Annotated in this window: 16 protein-coding genes; 10 read left to right on the top strand and 6 right to left on the bottom strand. The window is 72.6% G+C overall.

All coding sequences use genetic code 11. The features are described 5' to 3' along the window. Positions 1-8: 8 nt before the first annotated feature. Positions 9-1,160 carry a methyltransferase gene (locus ACT1U9_RS22580; RefSeq protein ID WP_444534491.1) on the top strand — a complete coding sequence of 384 codons (1,152 nt, stop codon included), beginning with the start codon at positions 9-11 and terminating at the stop codon, positions 1,158-1,160. Between the two features lie 128 nt (positions 1,161-1,288). Further along, the gene (locus tag ACT1U9_RS22575; RefSeq protein ID WP_444534490.1) at positions 1,289-2,818 is read left to right on the top strand and encodes a DUF1996 domain-containing protein; all 1,530 of its coding nucleotides are present in this window, start codon (positions 1,289-1,291) and stop codon (positions 2,816-2,818) included. Positions 2,819-2,904: 86 nt separating this feature from the next. Here ACT1U9_RS22575 and ACT1U9_RS22570 read toward each other — a convergent pair whose 3' ends face one another. Beyond that, positions 2,905-3,300, bottom strand: a complete 396-nt coding sequence (locus ACT1U9_RS22570) for a hypothetical protein (RefSeq protein ID WP_444534489.1) — start codon at positions 3,298-3,300, stop codon at positions 2,905-2,907. Between the two features lie 145 nt (positions 3,301-3,445). Here ACT1U9_RS22570 and ACT1U9_RS22565 point away from each other — a divergent pair, with 145 nt between their 5' ends. The 8 genes from ACT1U9_RS22565 (at position 3,446) to ACT1U9_RS22530 (ending at position 13,437) form a co-directional block, all read left to right on the top strand. Further along, complete coding sequence (locus ACT1U9_RS22565) at positions 3,446-6,511, top strand: alpha-N-acetylglucosaminidase (protein WP_444534488.1); 3,066 nt, start codon at positions 3,446-3,448, stop codon at positions 6,509-6,511. A gap of 18 nt (positions 6,512-6,529) precedes the next feature. Continuing rightward, on the top strand, positions 6,530-7,093 hold the full coding sequence (locus ACT1U9_RS22560) for a rhomboid-like protein (protein ID WP_444534487.1): 564 nt from the start codon (positions 6,530-6,532) through the stop codon (positions 7,091-7,093). 88 nt (positions 7,094-7,181) lie between these two features. Continuing rightward, the gene (locus ACT1U9_RS22555) at positions 7,182-7,979 is read left to right on the top strand and encodes a tyrosine-protein phosphatase (protein WP_444534486.1); all 798 of its coding nucleotides are present in this window, start codon (positions 7,182-7,184) and stop codon (positions 7,977-7,979) included. Positions 7,980-8,156: 177 nt separating this feature from the next. After that, positions 8,157-10,073, top strand: coding sequence for a hypothetical protein (locus ACT1U9_RS22550; protein WP_444534485.1), 1,917 nt, complete (start codon positions 8,157-8,159; stop codon positions 10,071-10,073). A gap of 132 nt (positions 10,074-10,205) precedes the next feature. Beyond that, on the top strand, positions 10,206-11,093 hold the full coding sequence (locus ACT1U9_RS22545; RefSeq protein WP_444534484.1) for a metal-dependent hydrolase: 888 nt from the start codon (positions 10,206-10,208) through the stop codon (positions 11,091-11,093). 1 nt (position 11,094) lies between these two features. Next, a complete protein-coding gene (locus ACT1U9_RS22540; protein WP_444534483.1) occupies positions 11,095-12,168 on the top strand; it encodes a PDR/VanB family oxidoreductase in 1,074 nt (357 codons plus the stop codon). Positions 12,169-12,181: 13 nt separating this feature from the next. Next, on the top strand, positions 12,182-12,886 hold the full coding sequence (locus tag ACT1U9_RS22535; RefSeq protein ID WP_444534482.1) for a TetR/AcrR family transcriptional regulator: 705 nt from the start codon (positions 12,182-12,184) through the stop codon (positions 12,884-12,886). A 29-nt stretch (positions 12,887-12,915) separates the two neighbouring features. After that, positions 12,916-13,437, top strand: a complete 522-nt coding sequence (locus ACT1U9_RS22530) for a GNAT family N-acetyltransferase (protein ID WP_444534481.1) — start codon at positions 12,916-12,918, stop codon at positions 13,435-13,437. Here the strand turns inward: ACT1U9_RS22530 and ACT1U9_RS22525 are convergent, their stop codons facing one another. The 5 genes from ACT1U9_RS22525 to ACT1U9_RS22505 all read right to left on the bottom strand — a co-directional run bounded on the left by ACT1U9_RS22525 (position 13,438) and on the right by ACT1U9_RS22505 (position 21,575). Beyond that, the gene (locus tag ACT1U9_RS22525) at positions 13,438-15,030 is read right to left on the bottom strand and encodes a SpoIIE family protein phosphatase (protein ID WP_444534480.1); all 1,593 of its coding nucleotides are present in this window, start codon (positions 15,028-15,030) and stop codon (positions 13,438-13,440) included. It abuts the gene before it with no gap. Between the two features lie 134 nt (positions 15,031-15,164). Next, positions 15,165-17,207 carry an ATP-binding protein gene (locus tag ACT1U9_RS22520; RefSeq protein WP_444534479.1) on the bottom strand — a complete coding sequence of 681 codons (2,043 nt, stop codon included), beginning with the start codon at positions 17,205-17,207 and terminating at the stop codon, positions 15,165-15,167. A 139-nt stretch (positions 17,208-17,346) separates the two neighbouring features. Then, positions 17,347-18,384: a LacI family DNA-binding transcriptional regulator gene (locus tag ACT1U9_RS22515; RefSeq protein WP_444534478.1), complete on the bottom strand. Its 1,038-nt coding sequence runs from the start codon at positions 18,382-18,384 to the stop codon at positions 17,347-17,349. Beyond that, the gene (locus tag ACT1U9_RS22510; RefSeq protein ID WP_444534477.1) at positions 18,369-20,012 is read right to left on the bottom strand and encodes a glycoside hydrolase family 13 protein; all 1,644 of its coding nucleotides are present in this window, start codon (positions 20,010-20,012) and stop codon (positions 18,369-18,371) included. Before ACT1U9_RS22510 ends, ACT1U9_RS22515 begins: the two co-directional genes overlap by 16 nt. Before the next feature lie 702 nt (positions 20,013-20,714). Further along, complete coding sequence (locus ACT1U9_RS22505) at positions 20,715-21,575, bottom strand: sugar ABC transporter permease (protein WP_444534476.1); 861 nt, start codon at positions 21,573-21,575, stop codon at positions 20,715-20,717. Positions 21,576-21,577: the final 2 nt, after the last annotated feature.

Raw genomic sequence — 21,577 nt, 5'->3', positions numbered from 1 at the left:
TGAATCGCATGACCACGCCCTGGGGCGAGTACGAGCTGAACCGATTTCCTGAGGATCCGCGCGATCAGCTGCGGGCCTGGGATGCCGCTGATGAGTATCTGCTGCGGCATCTGGAGGACACGGGTGTGGACCTCTCGGGGGCCGTGGTCGCGCTCGGGGACCGGTGGGGGGCGTTGACCACCGTCCTCGCGGCCCGGGGTACCGGCTCCGTCACTCAGATCAGTGAGTCGTTCCTGGGGCAGGAGGCCACCCGGGCCAATCTGGCTCGGGCTGGGGTGCCGGTCGACTCCGTAACCCTGCTCTCCACTCACGACGCGCCGCCCGGCCGGGTCGACGTGCTGCTCGTACGGGTGCCGAAGAGCCTGGCGCTCCTGGAGGACCAGCTGCACCGGCTCGCCCCGGCCGTGCACGCGGGGACCGTGGTCGTCGGGACCGGCATGGTGAAGGACATCCACACCTCCACCCTGAAGCTGTTCGAGAAGCTGCTCGGGCCGACGAAGACCTCGCTCGCCGAGAAGAAGGCCCGGCTGATCTTCTGCGAGCCGGACCCTGAGTTGGTCCGGCCGGTGAACCCGTGGCCGCTGACGTACTCCCTGGAGATGGGCATCGGCCCGGCCTCCGGGCTCGCCGTCGTCAACTACGCGGGGGTGTTCTGCGCCGACCGCCTCGACATCGGCACCCGCTTCCTGCTCCAGCACATGCCGACGCGTACGGGCCCGGACCGGGTCGTCGACCTCGGCTGCGGCAACGGCATCGTGGGTACGGCGGCGGCGCTCGCCAACCCCGAGGCGTCGGTGGTGTTCACCGACGAGTCGCACCAGGCGATCGCCTCGGCGCGGGCCACCTTCCGGCTCTGCGCGGGCGCGGCCCGCGAGGGCGACGCCGAGTTCCGGGTGGGCGACGGGCTGAGCGGGTTCCCGCCGGGCACCGCCGACCTCGTACTCAACAACCCGCCGTTCCACACCCATCAGGCAACGACCGACCGTACGTCGACCCGGATGTTCACGGACGCGCGCGAGGCGCTGCGCGAGGGCGGCGAGCTGTGGGTGGTCGGCAACCGGCACCTGGGCTACCACCTCAAGCTCCAGCGGCTCTTCGGCAACAGTGAACTCGTCGCCAGCGACCCGAAGTTCGTGGTGCTGCGCGCGGTCAAGCGCTGACGAACAGTCACCGGGGCTGCCCGTGCGCCCCGGTGTTCCTGGAGATACCTACGAAATAGCCGGGGCGTTGAACGCCCCATGAGCCACATCCGTATGGAACGACGCGCTGCTTCAAGCGAAGGAGTTCCATGGGACGCTCATCACGAAAACGCTCGACACTGGCCGGCCGTATGGCGATTGCCTCGGTCGCCCTGATCCTGGGCGGGGGTGGGCTGGTCGCGGTCAATGTGTATGCCTCTGCCAATGAGGGACAGTCCGGCCCCGGACCGGGCCAGAATTCCGGGCAGTTGAATATCGGTCAGCAGATGTCGACCATCAGCTGCCCGGATGTGACCAACAGCCTGCCGGACGTACCCGATCAGGCCCGGCCGCAAGTCGACCGCGAACTGGCCGGCATTGATACGCAGATCACCGACGCGTACGAGAAGTTCGCCTCCAACAAGGACAAGGCCGCCCGCGATCCCGGCTGGGCGGACCAGTCCGTCCTGGCGCCGCTGAAGGACAGCCGGGCGGCGTCGCTGAACCGGATCGGCGCCGCCATCGGGCGCGTCGGCGGACAGCAGCCCCAGGGGCTGCAAGGGCTCGCGGCATGCAGCATGCGCGCCGACGACAACGGCGGCGCGGCCGCCGCCAATGGACAGGCCCAGGGCCAGTGGCAGGGCCAAACCCCAGGTCAGGGCCAGGGTCAGAACGTCGGGGGGCAGGGTCAGGCCCAGGGTGGTGGCCAAGGCCAGGGACAGAACGTCGGTGGCCAAGGGCAGGGCGCCCTCGGGAACGGGCCCTCCAAGAGCGACTTCGTCGACATCCGGTCCGTCCAGCCCAACGTCCGCACCCCCCGCACCCAGCGCGGCGGCTCGACCGGTCTGTTCACCAGTAATTGCGGCGTCAACCAGAATGCCAAACGCAACCCCGACAACGTCATCGTCGCGCCCGGCGTGAGCAATGGCGCCCACCATATGCACGACTACGTGGGAAATCAGGCCACCGACGCCTTCTCCAGCGACACCGATCTGGCCAACGGCGGGACGAGCTGCCAGAACCAGGGCGACAAGTCCACGTATTACTGGCCGGTGCTGCGGCTGCAGAACGGGCAGAACGAGAACGACGCCAACGCGGACGGCGGCGGCAAGGACCAGAACGTCGGCAAGATTCAGACACCGGTCCAGGTCACCATCAAGCTCGCCGGAAGTCCGGTCAGCAAGGTCACCGCGATGCCGCGTTTTCTGCGGATCATCACCGGTGACGCCAAGGCGTTCACCAACGGTAACGCCAATGCCAACGCGTCATGGAGCTGCACCGGATTCGAGAACCGCCAGCTCAAGGACAAATACCCGATCTGCCCGCAGGGCAGCAACGTGGTGCGCACCTTCAAATTCCAGAGCTGCTGGGACGGAAAGAACACGGACAGCGCGAACCACCGGACGCATGTCGCCTTCGCCCAGAAGAACGGTGCGTGCCCGGCCGGATTCAAGGCGATCCCGCAATTGCAGCAGCGGATCGTGTACGCCGTGCCGCCCGGTCCGGGATTCGCCGTCGACTCGTTCCCCGAGCAGCTCCACAAGCCTGTCACCGATCACGGTGATTTCATCGACGTCTTCAGCGATTCGCTGATGAGGAAGGTGGTGAACTGCATCAATACGGGGCGCAGTTGCGCCTGACACACAAGGCGCGCACGCGCCTGCAGAACCGCTCCCCCTGATGGCTCCCCCGGGCTTCCGGGCCCGGGGGAGCACCCCCTGCGCGGTCAGCTCATGTGGTGGTGTCCGGAATGGTTGGTCCCGGTCTCGACACTGCCACCGAGCCGACCGCGCAGCGCGTTGACCACGGTCTCGTCACCGACGGCGACCCATTTGCGGCCCACCAGATAGGCGCCGCCGTAGTCCTTGGCCTCGTTGATCCACTCCCGCTGGCCCCGGTCCGTGGCGAACGTCGCCAGGACGTAGCGCCCGTCCGAAGTGGTGCAGTTGGCCTGCCGCAGCTCCGTCGCATTCGTGGAGATCTTCGGCTTGCACGCGGCTTTCGCCGCGATTTCCTCAAGTGTTCCGCTTGTGGTCTTCGGCGCGTCATCACCGTGTGATCCGCAGCCCGCCGCCAAGGTCATCAATGCCGCCGCCAGGGCCGCTCGTACGAGTTTGCGCATTCTCTTATCGTGCCCTCAACCACCCCTCCCCCGTGGGTATTCGGCCATATCGGTGAACTCATTTAACGGTCACCCGCACCTTTTCGTTACCGTGCGCTCCGCACGCGCCTGTTGTCACCGCAACAACATGAGGAGCGCAGAGCCGATGACCGCCGAACCTTCGAGACGCGTATTCCTTGAGACCGCCGGGGCGGTGGGAGCCGGGGTCGCCATCGGGGCCGGGACCGCGACCCCCGCGTACACCGCGAGCCCCACCGACCCCACCCGAGCCGCCCTCACCCGTCTCCTCCCCCATCACGCCGACCAGATCGCCCTCGTCCCGCTCCCCGCCGATGGCCCCGACCGCTTCCGGGTCACGGGCGCCACCGGACGTATCGAGATCGCCGCCACCGGCCCGGCCACCGCCCTCACCGGCCTGCACTGGTACCTCAAGTACACCTGCAAGGCCCATCTGACCTGGGCGGGAAGCCAGGTGGACCTGCCGCGCAGGCTGCCGGCGCCCGCCCGGCCGGTGGAGCGTGCGGCCACCGTCCCGCACCGGTTCGTCTGCAACGACACCCATGACGGCTACACCGGCCCGTACGCCGACTGGCCGCGCTGGGAGCGGCTGATCGACGTCCTGGCGCTGCACGGCTGCAACGAGGTACTGGTGACTCCGGGCCAAGAGGCCGTCTACCACCGACTGTTGCTCGGCTTCGGGTACGCGGACGAGGAGGCGCGCGCGTGGCTGCCCGCGCCCTCGCACCAGCCATGGTGGCTGCTCCAGAACATGAGCGGGTACGGCGGTCCGCCCTCCCCCGCGCTCATCGAGCGCCGCGCCGCGCTGGGTGCGCGGATCACCGCACGGCTGCGGGAGCTGGGGATGCGGCCGGTGCTGCCCGGCTACTTCGGGACCGTCCCGGACGGCTTCGCGGAGCGCAATCCCGGCGCCCGCATCGTGCCGCAGGGCAGCTGGAACGGGTTGCGGCGCCCCGACTGGCTCGATCCGCGCACCGAGGCGTTCCCCCTGGTCGCGGCCGCCTTCTACCGCCACCAGGCCGAACTCCTCGGCGAGGCACGGCACTTCAAGATGGATCTGCTGCACGAGGGCGGCACCCCGGGCGATGTCCCGGTCGCCGACGCGGCCAGGGCCGTCGAGCGCGCACTGCACACCGCCCGCCCCGGCGCGACCTGGGTGATACTCGGCTGGCAGACCAACCCGCGCCGGGCCGTCCTCGACGCCGTCGACAAGTCCCGGGTCCTGATCGTCGACGGCCTCTCGGACCTCGCCACCGTCATCGACCGCGAGAGCGACTGGGACGGTACGCCGTACGCGTTCGGCACCATCCCGAATTTCGGCGGCCGCACCACCATCGGCGCCAACACCCACCACTGGGCGGCCAAGTTCACCCGGTGGCGCGACCAGCCGGGCAGCGCGCTGGTCGGCACCGCGTACATGCCGGAAGCCGCCGAGCGCGACCCGGCCGCGTTCGAGCTGTTCAGCGAGCTCGCCTGGCGGGCCGAGCCGGTGGACCGGGAGGCGTGGTTCCGTACGTACGCGGACATCCGGTACGGCGGCGAGGACGGCCACGCGCGCGAGGCGTTCGCCGCGCTCGCCGCCACGGCGTACCGCCTGACGACCGCCGACGGGCGCCCCGTCGACTCCCTGTTCACCCGCCGCCCGTCCCTCACGGCCTCCGCCGTGACCGCCTTCGACCCGTCGGCCTTTGACCGGGCGTTCGCTCAACTCCTCGACGTACGGCCTGAGTTGCGTGACTCGGACGCGTACGCCCACGACCTCACCGACCTCGCCCGCCAGGCGCTCGCGAACCGCTCCCGGCTGCTGCTGCCACGGCTGCGGCTCGCGTACGAGGGCAAGGACCGCGCCACTTTCCGTACCCTGAGCAGGCTCTGGCTCAGGCTGATGCGGCTCGCCGACGAGATGTCCGGCTGCCACCGGGCGTTCCTGCTGGGCCCCTGGATCGAGGACGCGAAACGGTTCGCGACGAGCGCGGAGGAGGCGGTGCGCCTGGAGTGGACGGCCCGCACCCTGATCACCACCTGGGCGGACCGCGCGGCGGCCGACAACCTGAGCGACTACGCCGACCGCGACTGGCAGGGTCTGCTCACGGATCTCCATCTCCCGCAGTGGCAGGCGTACTTGGACGAGATGGCGGACGCGCTGGCGGAGGGTCGTCCACCCCGGGCCTTCGACTGGTACCCGGGCGAGGAGGCGTGGACGCGGGAGCGTGGCGCGTATCCGGTACGGGCGACGGGCGACCCGTACCGTACGGCCCGGCGTGTGCACGACACCCTGGCGGGTGCTCCCCACCAGGGGACCGTCACCGTCACCGCCGACCCGGCGAGCTTCACCCCGGGCTCCATGGGCACGGTCACGGCCGTCTTCCGCAACCTCAACGGGCTGCGGGCGACGGGCCGTATCGACTTCGGGCTTACGGGGCTCGACGCCCGGCCGGAGGGCGACACGTTCCTGCGGCGGGTCCCGGCGGCGGGCGTGGGGGCGGTGCGCTGGCGGGTCACCGCGCCCGCCGAGCCACTGACCGTACCGCTGACGCCGATGCCGTACGAGCTGAGCACGCGGTACGGGCCGGACGGCGAGGACCGGGTGACCGCCGTCCAGCGCTCCGCCCTCTGCCTGGCCGCGCCGCTGAGCGCACGGTGGCGGACGTTCACCAGCAACGACGCGGTCTTCGGCGAGCTCGGCGACCGGCTCGCGATCAACGGCGGCGGCCAGGACCTGTGGAAGGGCGTGGCCCAGTTCGGGACGGCGTACCGGCCGGGGGCGACGGTGGCGGGCACAACGGTGACCGTGCGCGTCGACTCCCAGTCGGACACCGGGAGTTGGGCCCGCTGCGGAATCGTCGTACGCAACGGACTCGCGGTTCAGGGGGCCGCCGGTTTCGTCAATCTGGCGGTGACGCCGGGGCAGGGCGTGGTGCTGTCGTACGACGCGGACGGCGACGGGCTGCTCGACACCTACCGGCGCCTTACGGGTGTCCGGGCGCCGGTGCTGCTGCGGCTGAGCCGGGGCCCGGCCGGGTCGTTCACCGGCGCCTGCTCGACCGACGGCGGCGCGAACTGGCGGACCGTGGCCACCGCGAGCGTCCCGGCGACGTCCGCCGTCCAGGACGCCGGACTGTTCATGACGGCGGCGGACGGGGCCGACGGGGTGCGTGGGACGGCGGAGTTCAGCGGGTGGTCGGTGCGGTAGGGGGCGGATGATGTCGCCATGGATGTCCCTGTGCTCGCACCCGTGTACGTCGGCGGAGTCCAGCTCGGCGCGTACGCCTCCCGGAAGCTGCTCGACGCCCCCGCCGGTCAGGACCTGCTGCGCGCCTGCTCCACCAACGTCGACAACCTGAGCGCGGGCCGCTGGCAGACGCTCGGGCTGAGCGCGCTGGTGGTCGAGGAACCGATGGAACTCCCGTACGCCCTGCTGCTGCTCGCGGTCCTCGGATACGCCGAGTACGCGCGCGGTGCGTGGTGGACGGCCGGGGTGTTCCTGCTCGGCCACGTCGGCGCGACGCTGCTCGTGTACGGCGGGCTCGTCGCCTCCCGCCCGTCCCCGGCGACCCGGTCGGCGCTCGACGTCGGCACGAGTTACGGCTTCTACGGGGTGGCGGGCGCGCTGACGGGCACCCTGCCGCGCGGCCCGTGGCGCACGGGCGCCCGGCTCGCGCTCCTCGCGCTCGGCGCGCGCCCGCTGCTGCGCCGGCAGCGCACGTTCACGGACGCGGGGCACGCGGTGGCGGTGTGCCTGGGGATGGCGGCGTCCTGGAGTGGTCGGCGGTAAGGGCTCTGCGGTCTGGTTACGTTTCACTGCAAACCGGGGCACATATGGACGAGTCCACGCCATCGTCCGCCCAGGAGCCCGTTCACCCATGACCGCGATCCCCGCCACCACTGTCGCCAACCTCCGCGATCTGGGCGGCACGCCGCTCGCCGGGGGCCGTACGGTCCGGCCCGGCCTCATCTTCCGGGCCGGGGCACTCGACCGCTACGACCCCGGCGGCGACCCGGGTGTGGCCGCGCTCGGGATCCGTACGGTGGTCGACCTCCGTACGGACGCCGAGCGCGCCGAGCGGCCCGACCGGCTGCCCGACAGGGCGCGGCTGGTCGTCGCGGACGCGCTGGCGGACGCGGTGAGCGCGGACGGGGCTCCGGCGGTGGCCGCGCAGCTGCGGCACGTCCTGGCCGACCCCGTCACCGCCGAACAGCGCCTGGGCCGGGGGCGGGCCGAGGAACTGTTCGCCGAGACCTACCGCGGCCTGGTCTCCTTGCCCTCCGCCCGCACCGCGTACCGCACGCTGCTGCTCGAACTGGCCGCCGAGGACGCGGGTCCGCTGCTCTTCCACTGCACGGCGGGCAAGGACCGCACGGGCTGGGGCACGACGGTCGTCCTCTCGCTGCTCGGCGCGGACGCGTCGGCGATCGAGCGGGAGTACCTGTCGGTGAACGGCGCGGTCCGGCAGGCGTTCGCGCCCCTGATCGAGGGCTTCACGGCCCAGGGCGGCGACCCGGAGATCGCGTTGGCGGTGATCGGCGTGGTCCCGGAGTACCTGGCGGCTGCGCTGGACGAGGTGTCGCGGCGGTACGGGTCGATGGAGTCGTATGTGCGGGAGGGGCTCGGGGTGGGGGACGACGTGGTGGAGCGGGTCCGGGGGCGGGTGGTGGGGTGAGGGGCGCGGGGCAGGGGTGCGAGCCGTGAGGAGAGCGGTGCTCTCGGGCGCGCGCTGGGCGGGGTGCGAGCTTTGACGAGAGCGGTGCTCTCGGGCGCGCTTCGGCTCACGCGACACCCTCCGCCCCACGCCCCCCACCATGCGGCGACCGGGTGACCATCTCACCATTCGCTCGTTTTGCTGAACGTGGCCCCGCCCCAGGACATCCTCAACCGCCCTTCCCCCGTCGGTATCGAGCAGGCCGAAGCAGCCCTGGTCGAGCACTATCCGCGGCTCACCCGGCTCGCCTATCTCGTGCTGCCGCCCTCCCTCGGGCGCAACCGGCGCGTGGTGACGGCGCACGCGCTGGTGCAGAGGTCGCTGCCCCGGGGGCGTGGTGCCGCGGAGGGGCCGATTCCGGCGCCCCGGCGGGAGGATCCGGGGTACGGGTTCGTGCGGCGGCAAGTGGTGCGGCAGGCGTTGGAGGCCGGGCTGCCGTTGCGGCGGCGGGCGTGGCCGAAGCGCGCGCAGTTGCCGCCGGTGCTGCCGCAGGTGTGGGGGCTGCGCCTGTTCCCCCGGTCCGGCGGGGCCGATGAACTCGCCCTGGACCAGCGGCTTTCGGCGCTCAGCGGGCCCGGCCGGGCCGCGTACGTGCTGCGCGGGCTCGACGGGCTCGGGGACGCCGAGCTGCGCCGCGAGCTCGACGCCGTGGGGGTCGAGGACCCCGCCGCCGCCCTCGCGGAGGCCGGCGACCCGGACTCCTCGGCCGCGCTGCTCGCCTCCGCCGAGTTCGACCCCTGCTCGCTCCAGGCCCGCCCCACCGACCTGATGCGCCGCCGCCAGCACGCGCGCGCCGCCCTCGTCGCCACCGCCGCCGTCGTGGTCTGCGGCGCGCTCCTCGGGCTGCCCGGGGACGGCTGGGGCCCGGACGGCGCCGCCGCGCCCTCGTACGCACGTAATCCCGCGGCCGAAGCGGCCCTCGACCCGGCCCAGGTCACCCGGGTGCAGAGCGCGGCCTGGCGCACCTCGGCCCGTACCGACTTCTCCGTATGGCCCGCCCGGGGCGCGCTCACCGGCGACAGCGAGCTGCTGCGGCGGGCGCTCGCCGTCTGGGCGCGGCCCGGGAAGGCCGTGCACGTCTCGGCGACGCCCGGGACGCCGTCCGGACCCCCGATGGGCGCGCCCCAACTGCTGTACGCGGGGCGGGTGGACGGGGCCCGCATCGTGCTCTTCTACGACGGGATGCGCATCGCGCGCTACGCCGAGCCACTGGACGGCCAGTCCGGCGCGGCCCTCGACTTCGCGCGCGTGGACGGCGCCGACGCGGCGTCCGCCGAAGCCGTGGTCGTGGGCCGCACCGATGGCAACGTCCGCTATCTGACCGCCCCTTGGGTGCGCGAGGCGGCGGTACGGGACCTGCTCGACCCGTCGGCCGCGCCCCGCCCGCTGCACCGCGACGCGGACGGCCTGACCGGCCCGATCGTCTCGCCCGCCCAGGCCCGCGACTGCACCTCCTGGGATGTGCTCCAGCTCCACGACGACTCGGGGACGGCGCTGCTCACCGACCTCGGCGAGCTCGCGCCCGCCCGGCTGACCTGGGGGTCGCCCGACGCGCCCAAGGACGTCACGAGCGCGGCCGCGCGCGAGGGCTGGGCCAGGACCGCCTGTCTGCTCCCCACGGTCCGCTCGCACGGCGTGCGTACGGTGAACTCGTGGCAGTTCGCCAAGCAGACGCTCCCCGAGACGAGCGGCACGGCCGCCTGGCTCTGCACCCGGGCCGACACCTGGTCCGGCACGGACGGCCAGGTGCTCGCCCAGTTCCAGGCCCCGGCGCCCAAGCCGGGCACGGCGGGCGCGGTGGCCGCCCGCGCCGAGAACACGGCCGCCTGCGGCCCGCGCCAGCCGCATGTGCTGGCCGGGGTGCTCTGGAAGTCCCACGGCGGGCACTGGTACGTGCTCGCGGCCGGCAGCGAGGACCTGACCCGGGTCGGCGTCACCGGCGGTGTCGAGGCCGAGGAGCACGGCCATCTGCTCGCCGTGCGCACCCAGGAGGGCGCCCGCGCCCAGCTCACCGGCCGCCTCTCGGACGGAACGACGGTCAACGCCCTGCGCTGAGCGTGCGCGCCGGGCACCCGGCGCGCACCACCGGCTCCGGCCGGGCCGCTGACGCCCGTATGACCGGTTCCGTACGAACAACTCCTCGCACAACCCTGTTGCCAGACGTCTACCCGTCAGTACATTGACGCCATGTCTAATACGCCGCAGCCCGCTCCGGTGGTCTCGGAGCACATAGAGCTCAAGGCCCGGAACGTCTCGTTCGAGTGGGAGAAGACGCCCCTGCACTGGGTCCCCGGCGACCCGTTCACCGGGCACACCATCAATGTGCTGCATCTGCTGCTGCCCGCCGGTGAGCGCTGGTTCGTGCAGGTGTACAAGCAGGTCCTGCCATATATCCGCGACGAGCGGCTGCGCGAGGACGTCATCGGGTTCATCGGCCAGGAGGCCACGCACTCGGCGGCCCACGACGACGTGCTCCCCCACCTCAAGACGCTCGGCCTGGACCCCACCCCGTACACCGCGCAGGTCGACTGGCTCTTCGAGAAGCTGCTCGGGGACCGGACGCTGCCGCCGGGGCGGGCGCGCGAGTGGTGGCTGATGGAGCGGGTCGCGACCATCGCGGCGATCGAGCACTACACGGCGTTCCTCGGCGACTGGATCCTCAACGCCGACGCCCTGGACCGGCGCGGCGCCGATGCGACCATGCTGGATCTGCTGCGCTGGCACGGCGCCGAGGAGGTCGAGCACCGGTCGGTCGCGTTCGACCTGTTCATGCACGTCGACGGCGGCTACCGGCGCCGGGCGCGGACCTGGGCGACCGCGTTCACCGCGCTCGTCTTCCTCTGGCAGCGCGGCGCCCGCTTCTTCATGGCGAACGACCCGACGCTGCTCGACGGCAAGGCGACCTTCCGGGACTTCGCGCGCGCCGGACGCCAGGGCACGCTGCCCACGCCGACGGCGATGCTGCGCTCGATCCCGCGCTATCTGAGCCGTACGTACCACCCCTCGCAGGAGGGCTCGACGGAGCAGGCCGTGGCCTATCTGGCGAGCTCGCCCGGCGCCAACGGAGGCCGCTGACATGCCCCGTACCCGGTCCGTGGTCCTGCTCGCGGGGGCCGCGCTGCTCACCCGGCGGGCGCTGCGCCGCCGTATCGCCACGTCCCCGCTGTGGCCGCTGCCCGCCCTGGACGCGCCGATCTCGGGGCAGGGCACCCGCCGCGCCCCCTCGATGCGGCTCACCGTCGCCGAACGGACCGTCCCCGCCGAGGGCGTGGCGCTGCTGCGGCTCGAAGCGCCCACGGGCACCCCGCTGCCCGCCTGGGAGCCGGGCGCGCACCTCGATCTGGTGCTGCCGTCCGGCCTGATCCGCCAGTACTCGCTCTGCGGCGACCCGGCCGACCGCGCCGCGTACACGGTCGCGACCCGGCTGATCGAGGACGGCCGGGGCGGCTCCCGCGAGGTCCACGAGCAGTTGCGCGAAGGCGCCGAACTCGTGGTGCGCGGCCCGCGCAACCGGTTCGCGCTCATAGAAGCGCCCTCGTACGCGTTCGTGGCGGGCGGGATCGGGATCACGCCGATCCTGCCCATGCTGCGGGCGGTCGCGGCGGCCGGGGGCGAGTGGCGGCTGCTGTACGGCGGGCGTTCGCGCGCCACCATGCCGTTCCTGGACGAGATCGAGAAGCTGGGCGCGGAGGGCGCGCGGGTCACCGTGGTGCCCGAGGACGAGGCCGGACTGCCCGATGTGGCCGCCTACTTGGCAGGTACGGACGAGGATGCGGCGGTGTACTGCTGCGGGCCCGAGCCGTTGATGGACGCCGTGGGCGCGCGCGTGCCCGAAGGGCGCACGCTGCACCTGGAACGGTTCACGCCGGGCGCGAGCACCGCACAGCTCGGCACCTTCGACGTCGAACTGCGGCGTACCGGCCGTACGCTCACCGTCGAGGCGGGCACCTCCGTGCTCGCCACGGTCCGCGCGGAGCTGCCGGACCTCCCGTACTCCTGCGAGCAGGGCTTCTGCGGGACCTGTCAACAGCGGGTCCTGGAAGGGGAGATCGACCACCAGGACGAGCTCCTGACCGACGCCGAGCGCGAGGACTCCATGCTGATCTGCGTATCTCGCTGCCGGGGGGCGAAAATCGTCCTCGACCTGTAGGTACTCTGTTCGCATGACGACCGGGGTACGGCGCAGGATGGGCGTCGAAGAGCGCAGGCGGCAGCTGATCGGGGTCGCGCTGGAGCTGTTCAGCCACCGCTCCCCCGACGACGTCTCCATCGACGAGATAGCGGCGGCCGCCGGGATATCGCGGCCGCTCGTCTATCACTACTTCCCCGGCAAGCAGAGTCTGTACGAGGCCGCGCTGCGCAGGGCCGCCGACGATCTGGCCGGACGGTTCGTGGAGCCCCGCGAAGGGCCGCTCGGGGCGCGGCTGCTGCGGGTGATGGGACGGTTCTTCGACTTCGTCGAGGGGCACGGGCCCGGCTTCTCCGCGCTGATGCGGGGCGGCCCCGCGGCCTCGGCGGTCGGCTCGACCACCGCCAACGCGATGATCGACGAGGTGCGGCACGCGGCCTACCTCCAGATCCTCGCCCATCTGGACGTCCAGGACCCGCCCGCGCGGCTTGAGTTGGTCGTACGGTCCTGGGTCTCGCTCGCCGAGTCGACGGCGCTGATCTGGCTGGACGGCCGCAAGATCCCGCGCGCCGAGCTGGAGTTGCAGCTGGTGCACGACTTCGCGGCGCTCGCGGCCGTGAGTGCCGCGTACGACGCGGAGATGGCGGCGGTGGTGCTGCGGATCATCGAGAACGAGCCCACGGACGGGCCGTTCGGCGATCTGCTGGCGCGGCTGACGGCGCTGGCGCCCGGAGACTGACCGCCGGCCCCTCCCGTACCGTGATCACCATGACGACATCGCTCGACACGCTCTCCTTCCGCCTCGCCGACGAGGGCGATCTCGACGTCCTGGTGGGCCTGTACGACGGGGCCGCGCACCGGATGCGGGGCAGCGGGATCGACCAGTGGCGGCCCGGCGACAAGGACGCGGCGCACTTCAGGGCGCGGATCGCCGAGGGCGAGGTCTGGCTGGCGCTCCTCGACGGCCGGGTGGCCGGGGCGTACGAGCTGTGGTGGCGGGACGAGCCCGCCTGGGGAGTGCGACCGCCGGAGGCCGGTTACGTACACCGGCTGATGACCGACACCGCGGTCGCACCGGCGGGCACCGGCCGGGCCCTGCTCGCGCACGCCGAGCGGCGGATCGCGGCCGCCGGGCGCGCCCTGGCCCGGCTGGACTTCAAGGCGTCGAGCCCGGGGCTGCGGGCGTACTACGAGCGGGCCGGGTACGCGGTGGCGGGCGAGCAGCCGTTCAAGGAGGGCGGCGGTGGCAGCGACTACGCGGTGGTGCTGATGGAGAAGCGGCTCGGCTGATCACTCCATTCCCGTGAGCCGCAGCGCCAGCAGCGCCACATCGTCCTCGCGGCTGCCGAAGGCGCTCAGGAGGGTGTCGCAGAGGGCGGCCGTGCCGGGCGGGGCCAGGGCCGCGATGCGGCGCAGGCGCTCCATGGACTCCGCGAGATCGGTCCCGCGCGTCTCGATCAGTCCGTCCGTCACCATCAACAGGACGTCGGACGGGGCCAGTTGGAAAGGCGCCGCCTCCGGCCGTTCGAGGCCGAGGCCGAGCAGCGGGCCGTGTACGTCGAGGTAGGCCGCCTCGCCGTGGGCGGGGATCCGCACCGGCGGTATGTGCCCCGCGTTGGCGATCCGGGCGACGCCGCGCAGCGGGTCGATGAGGGCGAGGCACAAGGTGGCGGTGGCCTCGGGGTGGTAGAGCTGGAGCATGCGGTCGAGGCGGCGCGCGAGGACGGCCGGGTCGCGCTCGTCGGTCGCGTACGCCCGTAGCGCATGGCGCAGTTCGACCATGACGGTGGCCGCGTCCAGCGAGTGGCCGACGACGTCGCCGACGCCGACAAGGAGTCCGTCGGGGGTGGGCAGCGCGGTGTAGAAATCGCCGCCGATCTCGGCGCGGGGCGAGGCCGGGACATAGCGCACGGCGACATCCGCGCCGGGCAGCCGGGGCTGGTGCTGCGGCAGGAAGCTGCGCTGGAGGGTGAGCGCCACATGCCGTTCCTCGGCGGCGGTGCGCAGCGACTCGGCGGCCTGCGCGGTGGCCTCGGCGAGATGGCCGAGCAGGCTCCGGATGTCCTGGCCCTCGGCGGCGCGCACGGGCGCGGCCAGGCAGACCGGCGGCCGGTCGGCGCGGGTGCGGGCGAGCACCAGACGCACCTCGCCGCGACCGGGACCCGCCCACAGGATGCCGGGCGGCCACAACGGGTCGGGGGCGGCCAGTGAGCGGACGCCGGTGCGGCCCGCCATGGACCGCTGGAGCAGTACGGACAGGGCGGCGGTGGAGGTGCCGATCCGGCGGCGCGGCGGGCCGCCCGCGTACAGCGTGCCGTCGGTGCCGAAGACGAAGGCGGCGGCCGGGCAGCGCACCAGGGCGGCGGTCGCGGCGGCGGCCGTGTCGGCGAGCTCCTGCGGGCAACTGGCCGCGTGGAGTTCGGCGGTGGCGGTGGCGAGCCGGGCGAGCCGGCCCGCGCGGGCGTCGGCGTCGTGGCGGAACCGGGCGCCGCGCAGCGCGGCCCGTACGACGGCCTGGATCTCCTCGGGCTCCACGGGCACCGCGAGATACGCCTCGGCGCCCGCGTCCAGACCCCGGGTGCGGTCGCGCGGGGTGCTGGCGGCGGCCGAGAAGTGCACCACGGGCATCACGGCGATCTCGGGGTGCGCCTTGATACGGCGGCACAGCTCGATGCCGTCCATGTCGGGCAGGCCCACGTCGACCAGGGCCGCATCGGGCAGCGCGCCGTTCCTGACCCGCAGGTCGAGCTCGACCAGGGTCGCGGACGCGGTGGCCAGCGGCACCACCCGGTGGCCCGCCCGGCGCAGGACCGCGCCCATGGCGTAGCGGTTGGCGTCGATGTCGTCGACGACCAGCACGGTGGTGTCGTAGGACGGGTTCACTGCGAGTCCCCCGTGGGGCGGACGGCCCCGGTGGGCGGTGGTGCGGACGGATCGTTTCGACGGGTCGTTTGTACGGACGGTTCGGCGAGTACGCACTCACCGTAGCCGCGTGAACCGGCCACCGGGGAAGAACGTCAACTCCCTTGAGCGAAATCACCCTTGAGGGCGTAGCTGAGCCCCTGGTCGAGTCCGGTGCTCAGGCCCCGGCGGAACGCGAGGTCGTACGCGCGGTCCCCGAGCGTGGCCCGCGCCCGGCGCTCGCACTCCTCGCGCACGGCGGTCAGCCGCGGCGCGCCCATCTGCGCCTTTCCGACCGTACGCCAGCACTTCTGCCCTATGCCGAGCACCAGGGCGCCGTCCTCGCCCTCGCCCTGGGCGGCCAGCGCGCAGGCGAGCAGGTCGAGGCCGAGCGCGATGCCGAAGCTGTCGTGGAGCAGCCGCTTGCCGGCGAGCATCGCGCGCGCGTGCACGGCGGCCTCGCCGGGGCGGCCGAGCGCGAGGGCGGTGACGGCGATCATGTAGTCGGCGTAGGCCCGCATCCAGCGCTCGCCGCGTGCGGCGCACTGGTCGCGCAGCCAGGTCGCCTCGGCCGCGGCCTCGGCGTAGCGGGCGAGGTTGGTGAGGGCGTAGATCCGGGCGAGGACGCACAGGGCGAGGCCTGGCGAGTAGTCGACGTCGGCCGCGTCGATGGCCGGGGTGCACACGGCGAGCGCGCCCTCGGGGTCGCCCGGCATCAGGATGGCCCCGCCGAGCAGATAGGCGGCGCGCAGCCCGGACTCGGTGTCGGTGGCGGCCTCGGCGCAGCGGCGGGCGTGGTGCAGGGCGGTCTCCATGTCGCCCTGGAGGAACGCGGTCATGCCGAGCGCCCACAGCGCCCGGTCGCGGGCGGGGCCCGGTTCGGGGGCGAGCGCCAGGCCGCGCTCCAAGTGGTCGCGGCCCTCGCGCAGATGCCCGCAGCAGAACCAGAAGAACCAGAGCGAGGCCGCCATGTCGAGCGCGGCCGCCGGGTCAGTGACGAGCAGATACTCCAACGCGGTCCGCAGATCGGCGTGTTCGGCGGTGAGCCGCTCGTACCACTCCAGCTGGTCGGGACCCATCCAGCCCGCCTCGGCCTCATGGGCGAGGCGGCGGCAGCGCTCCGCGTGCCGCCGGGCGACCTCGTCCTCCTCGCCGAGCTCGCGCAGCCACTGGCGGCCGTACTCGCGGATGGTGTCGAGCATCCGGTAGCCGGAGCGCCCGCAGTGCGTTCTGGTGCGTACGACGGACTTGGCGGCGAGTCCCGCGAGGGCCGGGGCCACGCCCTCGGCGTCCAGCGGGCCACCCGCGGCGACATCCCGGGCCGCGTCCAGGTCGAAGCCCCCGGTGAACACGGAGAGCCGGGCCCACAGCAGGCGTTCGAGGGGTGCGCAGAGCTCGTGGCTCCAGCCGATGGTCGTACGCATGGTCTGGTGGCGCGGGAGCCGGGCGGCGCGGGTGTCGGCGAGGACCTCGAACCGTGAGTCGAGCCGTTCGGCCAGCTGCTCCACGGTCCACAACCGCAGCCGGGCGCCCGCGAGTTCGATGGCCAGCGGGATGCCGTCGAGTCTGCGGCAGACGGCGACGGCCGCCTCCGCGCGGGCCGGGGCGTCGAAGGAGGAGGGCGAGAGGTGCGGGACCGCCTCGGCGGCGCGCTGCTTGAAGAGGGTGAGCGCGGCGCCCTCCGGTGGCAGCGGGCTCAGCGAGAAAACACGTTCCTCCGGGCGCCCGAGCCGCTGTCTGCTGGTGACGAGGACGGTGAGCCCGGGCGAGGTCTGGAGCAGTTCGCCGATGAGGTGGCCGCTGGCGGAGACCAGGTGCTCACAGGTGTCCAGGACCAGCAGGAGCTGTTTGTCGCCGAGCCACCCGCACAGCGCCTCGGCGGCGGTGCGGGTGCTCTGCTCGGCGACGGGCAGATGGTCGGCGACGGTGGCGGCGAGCAGCGCGGGGTCGCACAGCGGGGACAGCTCGACCCACCACACCCCGTCGGGACAGAACTCCCGCCGCTCGCGCGCGGCCCGCAGCGCGAGCCGGGACTTGCCGACGCCGCCCGGTCCGGTGACCGTGACCAGCCGGTTGCGGCGCAACAGGCCGTCCAGGGTGGCCAGTTCCACCGACCGGCCGACGAAACTCGTGGTCTCCGCTGGCAGATTCCCCAACACGCGCACAGTCTGGACCAGACGACACCCGGGCCCCGACCCCATCGCGCGCTTCAGACGAAAACGACCAGAAAGCAGCCAAAGTAAGTCACTCAACAGCTCGTTACGATCGAACCATCGCCAGCAACGCAATCAACCCTGCTCACTTCCGTACGCGTGCGGTGGAGCCGCGCACCACCAGCTCCGGCTGGAACACGAACTCCGTGCGCTGGACCGGGTTTCCGTGGATCTCCTCCAGGAGCGCGCCCACCGCGGCCGTAGCCATCGCCTGGACGGGCTGGCGGACCGTGGTCAGCGGCGGATCGGTGAAAGCGATCAGCTGGGAGTCGTCGAAGCCCACCACCGACACGTCGCCGGGCACCGCGAACCCGCGCTCGCGCGCCGCGCGGATCACCCCGAGCGCCATCATGTCGCTGGCGCAGACCACCCCCGTACACCCCTGGTCGAGGAGCGCGCCCGCCGCCACCTGTCCGCCCTCGACGCTGAAGAGCGTGTGCCGGATGTACGCGGCGGCCTCCTCGGCGCGCAGCCCGAGCCGCTCCCCCAGCACCGCCGTGAACCCCTCGGCCTTGCGCCGCGAGGGCACATAGCGCAGCGGGCCCGCCGCGAGCCCGATCCGGGTGTGGCCGAGGTCCGCGAGATGGCGCACGGCCATCGCCATCGCCGCGTGGTCGTCCGGCGAGACGAAGGGTGCGGGGATGCGGTCGTTGTACCCGTTGACCAGGACGAACGGCACCTGGCGCTCGGCCAGCGCGAGATAGCGGCCGGGGTCGGTGGCGGTGTCGGCGTGCAGCCCCGAGAGGAACACGATGCCGTTGACCCCGCGCTCCTCCAACTGCTCGACCAGCTCGTCCTCGGTCGCCCCGCCGGGCAGCTGGGTGCAGAGCACCGGGGTGTAGCCGTGTCCGGCGAGCACCTGCTCCACGGCCTGCGCGAAGGCCGGGAAGATCGGATTCGTGAGCTCCGGGGTCACCAGGCCGATCAGCCCCGCACTGCGCTGCCGCAGCCGCGCGGGCCGCTCCCAGCCGAGCACGTCGAGCGCCGCGAGCACCCGCTGGCGGGTGGGGTCGGCGACGCCCGGGCGCCCGTTGAGCACCCGGCTGACGGTGGCCTCGCTGACGGCCGCCTGGGCGGCGATGTCGGCGAGGCGCGGACCGGCCTCGGTCACACCGTCCACCACACCGTGGTGTCCCCGGGAAGGTCGAACTCGGCCCCGTCCAGGATGACTTCACCACTGGCGAGCAGAGCGTCACCGCGCACGGGCATCCGTACGGCGTCCTTCGTCAGATTGACGGTGCAGACGAACCCGTCCCGGGCGAAGGCGAGCACACCCTCGGGCGCGTCCAGCCACTCGACGGCGGTGCCCCGGCCGAGCCCGGGGTGGGTGCGCCGGACGGCGAGGGCGGAGCGGTAGAGCTCCAAGGTGGAGGCGGAATCACCCTCCTGCGCCTCGACGCTGAGCTTCCCCCAGTCGTCGGGCTGCGGCAGCCAGCTTCCCCCGCTGCCGAAGCCGTACGAGGACCCGTCGACGGTCCACGGAATCGGCACGCGACACCCGTCCCGGAACCCGTCCTGACCCTCGGCGCGGAAGAAGGACGGATCCTGACGTACGTCGTCGGGCAGATCGGTGACGTCAGGGAGGCCGAGCTCCTCGCCCTGGTAGATGTACGCGGACCCGGGCAGCGCGAGCATCAGGAGCGTGGCGGCCCGGGCGCGGCGCAGCCCGAGGGCGCGGTCGCCGGGGGTACGCAACTGGGTGCCGAGCCCACTGGGGTTGGCGAACCGGGTGGCGTGCCGGGTGACGTCATGGTTGGACAGCACCCAGGTGGCGGGCGCGCCGACGGGCCGCATGGCGGCGAGCGAGTCGTCGATGACGGTCCGCAGCTCCTCGGCATCCCAAGGGGCCCCCAGATACTGGAAGTTGAAGGCCTGGTGGAGCTCGTCCGGACGTACGTACAGGGCCGTGCGGTCGGCCGACGGCGTCCAGGCCTCGGCGACCGCGATGCGCTCGCCCGGGTACTCGGCGAGGATGCGGCGCCAGGAGCGGTAGATCGCGTGGACGCCGTCCTGGTCGAAGAACGGCATGACATCGTTGCCCAGCAGCTTGAGCTGATCGGCACCGCCGATGTCGGGCAGCCCCTCGGCCTTGACGAGCCCGTGGGCGACGTCGACGCGGAACCCGTCCACACCCATGTCCAGCCAGAACCGCAGGATCGAGCGGAACTCGTCGGCGACGGCGGGGTGCTCCCAGTTGAAGTCGGGCTGCTCCGGGGCGAAGAGGTGGAGGTACCACTCGCCGTCGGGTTCGGCCGTACGGGTCCAGGCGGGGCCGCCGAAGATGGACTCCCAGTCGTTGGGCGGCAGTTCGCCGTTCTCGCCGCGGCCCGGCCGGAAGTGGTACCGGTCCCGCAGCGCCGAGCCCGGGCCCTCGCGCAGCGCCCGCTTGAACCACTCGTGCTGGTCGGAGGAGTGGTTGGGCACCAGGTCCACGATGATCCGCAGCCCGAGCGCGTGCGCGTCGCGGATGAGAGCGTCGGCGTCGTGCAGGGTGCCGAACATCGGGTCGATGGCGCGGTAGTCGGCGACGTCGTAGCCGGCGTCGGCCTGCGGGGAGGCGTAGAAGGGGGACAGCCAGACGGCGTCGACGCCGAGGTCCCGGAGGTACGGCAGGCGCGACCGCACGCCTTCGAGGTCGCCCATGCCGTCGCCGTTGGCGTCGGCGAAGCTGCGCGGATAGACCTGGTAGATCACGGCGTCCTGCCACCAGGTGGTACGGGTGTCGGCGGTCGCGGTGAGGTGCGGGGTCATGTCTTCCCTGGGTGGTCGTGGTTGGTGGCTGGTGGTGTACGCGGCGGGGCGCCTGCGGCGGGCGTTCCCCCACCCCGCCCGTTCCCTTAACCCTCCGGGGGCGGGTGGGGGTGAGGGTGGGTTTCCCGGGGGCCCCGGGGCCCCCGGGCGGGGCTGCGCCCCTGCACCCCCTCGGGGGCTCCGCCCCCAAACCCCCGCCGGGGCCTGCGGCCCCTGCACCCCGCTGAGGTGGACGGCTAAGCGGGCTGCGCCCCCGCTCGGGTGGCTGGGTCAGTGGGCTGCGGGCCCCCAGACCCCTCTGGGGTGGATGGGTCAGCGGGCTGCCGCCCCCGGACCCCTCTCGGGTGGGTGGGCTGCGGGGCTCCGCCCCGGACCCCGCTCCTCAAGCGCCGGAGGGGCTGAACATGCCCGCGCTCCTTCAGGGGCGCGGGGAACTGCGCGACCGACCCCCACCGGCCCGCAGACAAAGAACCAGGCCGCCCGCCCAGGACTTTCGGGAAGGGGTGGGGCGGGGGAAAAGGGCGCGCCCCCCACCGTCCCGCAGCCGAAGAACAGAGCCTCCGGGGGCGCAAGCCCCGCCGGGGAGCGGGGCGGAACCCCGGCGGGGAGTTTTTGGGGGCCGCAGGCCCCGCGAAGGGGGTCGAGGGCGCGGGCTCAACCCCCACCCGCCTCGGAGAGTCAAGGGAACGGGCGGGGTGGGGGTCATCCCTTTGTCGCCCCCGCCGTCATCCCCGCCACCAAATGCTTCTGCGCGAACAGGAAGAACACCGCCGCCGGGATCGCGATCAGCACGGACGCCGCAGTCATCGGACCCCAGTTCGCCGTGTACTGGGTCACGAACGTCTGGAGGCCACCCGCAAGCGTCAGGTGCTCGTCCCCCACCATGAACGCCGACGCGTACGCGACCTCGCCCCACGCGGTGATGAAGGAGTAGAAGGCGGTCACAGCGAGCCCCGGCTTCGCCAACGGCAGGATCAGCCGCCAGAACGTACCGAACGGGTTCAGCCCGTCCACCCGCCCCGACTCGTCGATCTCCACCGGGATCCCGTCGAAGAACCCCTTCATCATCCAGGCGCAGAACGGCACCGCGATCGTCAGATACGTGATGATCAGGCCCACCGGCTGGTTCAGCAGCCCCAGTTGACCCATCAGGTTGTAGAGCGGGACGATCAGGATCGCCATCGGGAACATCTGGGTGATCAGCAGCGTCCACATCAACGGCCGCATGCCGGGGAACTTGAAGCGGCTCACCGCGTAACCCGTCGTCGCCGAGATCAGTACGCCGAGCACCGTCGTCACGCCCGCGATCAGCGCCGAGTTCCCGAACCACGTGAAGAAGCTCGTCTTGTCCACCAGATAGCGGTAGTTGTCGAGCGTCGTGTCCTTGAAGAAGTCCGTGGTCATCGCGTACTTCGCCGGCTTCAGCGAGGTCAGCAGCACCCACAGCACCGGGAAGACCGCGATGATCGACGCCACGATCAGCGTCGCGTGCAGACCGAAGGACGCCAGCGGCGAGCGCTTGCCCCGCACCGCCCCATCACGTACAGAACGTTCAGACGTCATCG

The sequence above is a fragment of the Streptomyces sp. BR1 genome, assembly GCF_052373795.1.
Lineage (GTDB): Bacteria > Actinomycetota > Actinomycetes > Streptomycetales > Streptomycetaceae > Streptomyces.
The sequence above is the reverse complement of the archived record's forward strand: the minus strand, read 5'-3'. Positions and strand labels throughout refer to the sequence as shown.

Bases quoted from the DNA above. Each gene is read 5' to 3' on its own strand.
- ACT1U9_RS22580 (WP_444534491.1), top strand. From the start codon at position 9: ATGACCACGCCCTGGGGCGAGTACGAGCTGAACCGATTTCCTGAGGAT.
- ACT1U9_RS22575 (WP_444534490.1), top strand. From the start codon at position 1,289: ATGGGACGCTCATCACGAAAACGCTCGACACTGGCCGGCCGTATGGCG.
- ACT1U9_RS22570 (WP_444534489.1), bottom strand. From the start codon at position 3,300: ATGCGCAAACTCGTACGAGCGGCCCTGGCGGCGGCATTGATGACCTTG.
- ACT1U9_RS22565 (WP_444534488.1), top strand. From the start codon at position 3,446: ATGACCGCCGAACCTTCGAGACGCGTATTCCTTGAGACCGCCGGGGCG.
- ACT1U9_RS22560 (WP_444534487.1), top strand. From the start codon at position 6,530: ATGGATGTCCCTGTGCTCGCACCCGTGTACGTCGGCGGAGTCCAGCTC.
- ACT1U9_RS22555 (WP_444534486.1), top strand. From the start codon at position 7,182: ATGACCGCGATCCCCGCCACCACTGTCGCCAACCTCCGCGATCTGGGC.
- ACT1U9_RS22545 (WP_444534484.1), top strand. From the start codon at position 10,206: ATGTCTAATACGCCGCAGCCCGCTCCGGTGGTCTCGGAGCACATAGAG.
- ACT1U9_RS22540 (WP_444534483.1), top strand. From the start codon at position 11,095: ATGCCCCGTACCCGGTCCGTGGTCCTGCTCGCGGGGGCCGCGCTGCTC.
- ACT1U9_RS22535 (WP_444534482.1), top strand. From the start codon at position 12,182: ATGACGACCGGGGTACGGCGCAGGATGGGCGTCGAAGAGCGCAGGCGG.
- ACT1U9_RS22530 (WP_444534481.1), top strand. From the start codon at position 12,916: ATGACGACATCGCTCGACACGCTCTCCTTCCGCCTCGCCGACGAGGGC.
- ACT1U9_RS22510 (WP_444534477.1), bottom strand. From the start codon at position 20,012: ATGACCCCGCACCTCACCGCGACCGCCGACACCCGTACCACCTGGTGG.
- ACT1U9_RS22505 (WP_444534476.1), bottom strand. From the start codon at position 21,575: ATGACGTCTGAACGTTCTGTACGTGATGGGGCGGTGCGGGGCAAGCGC.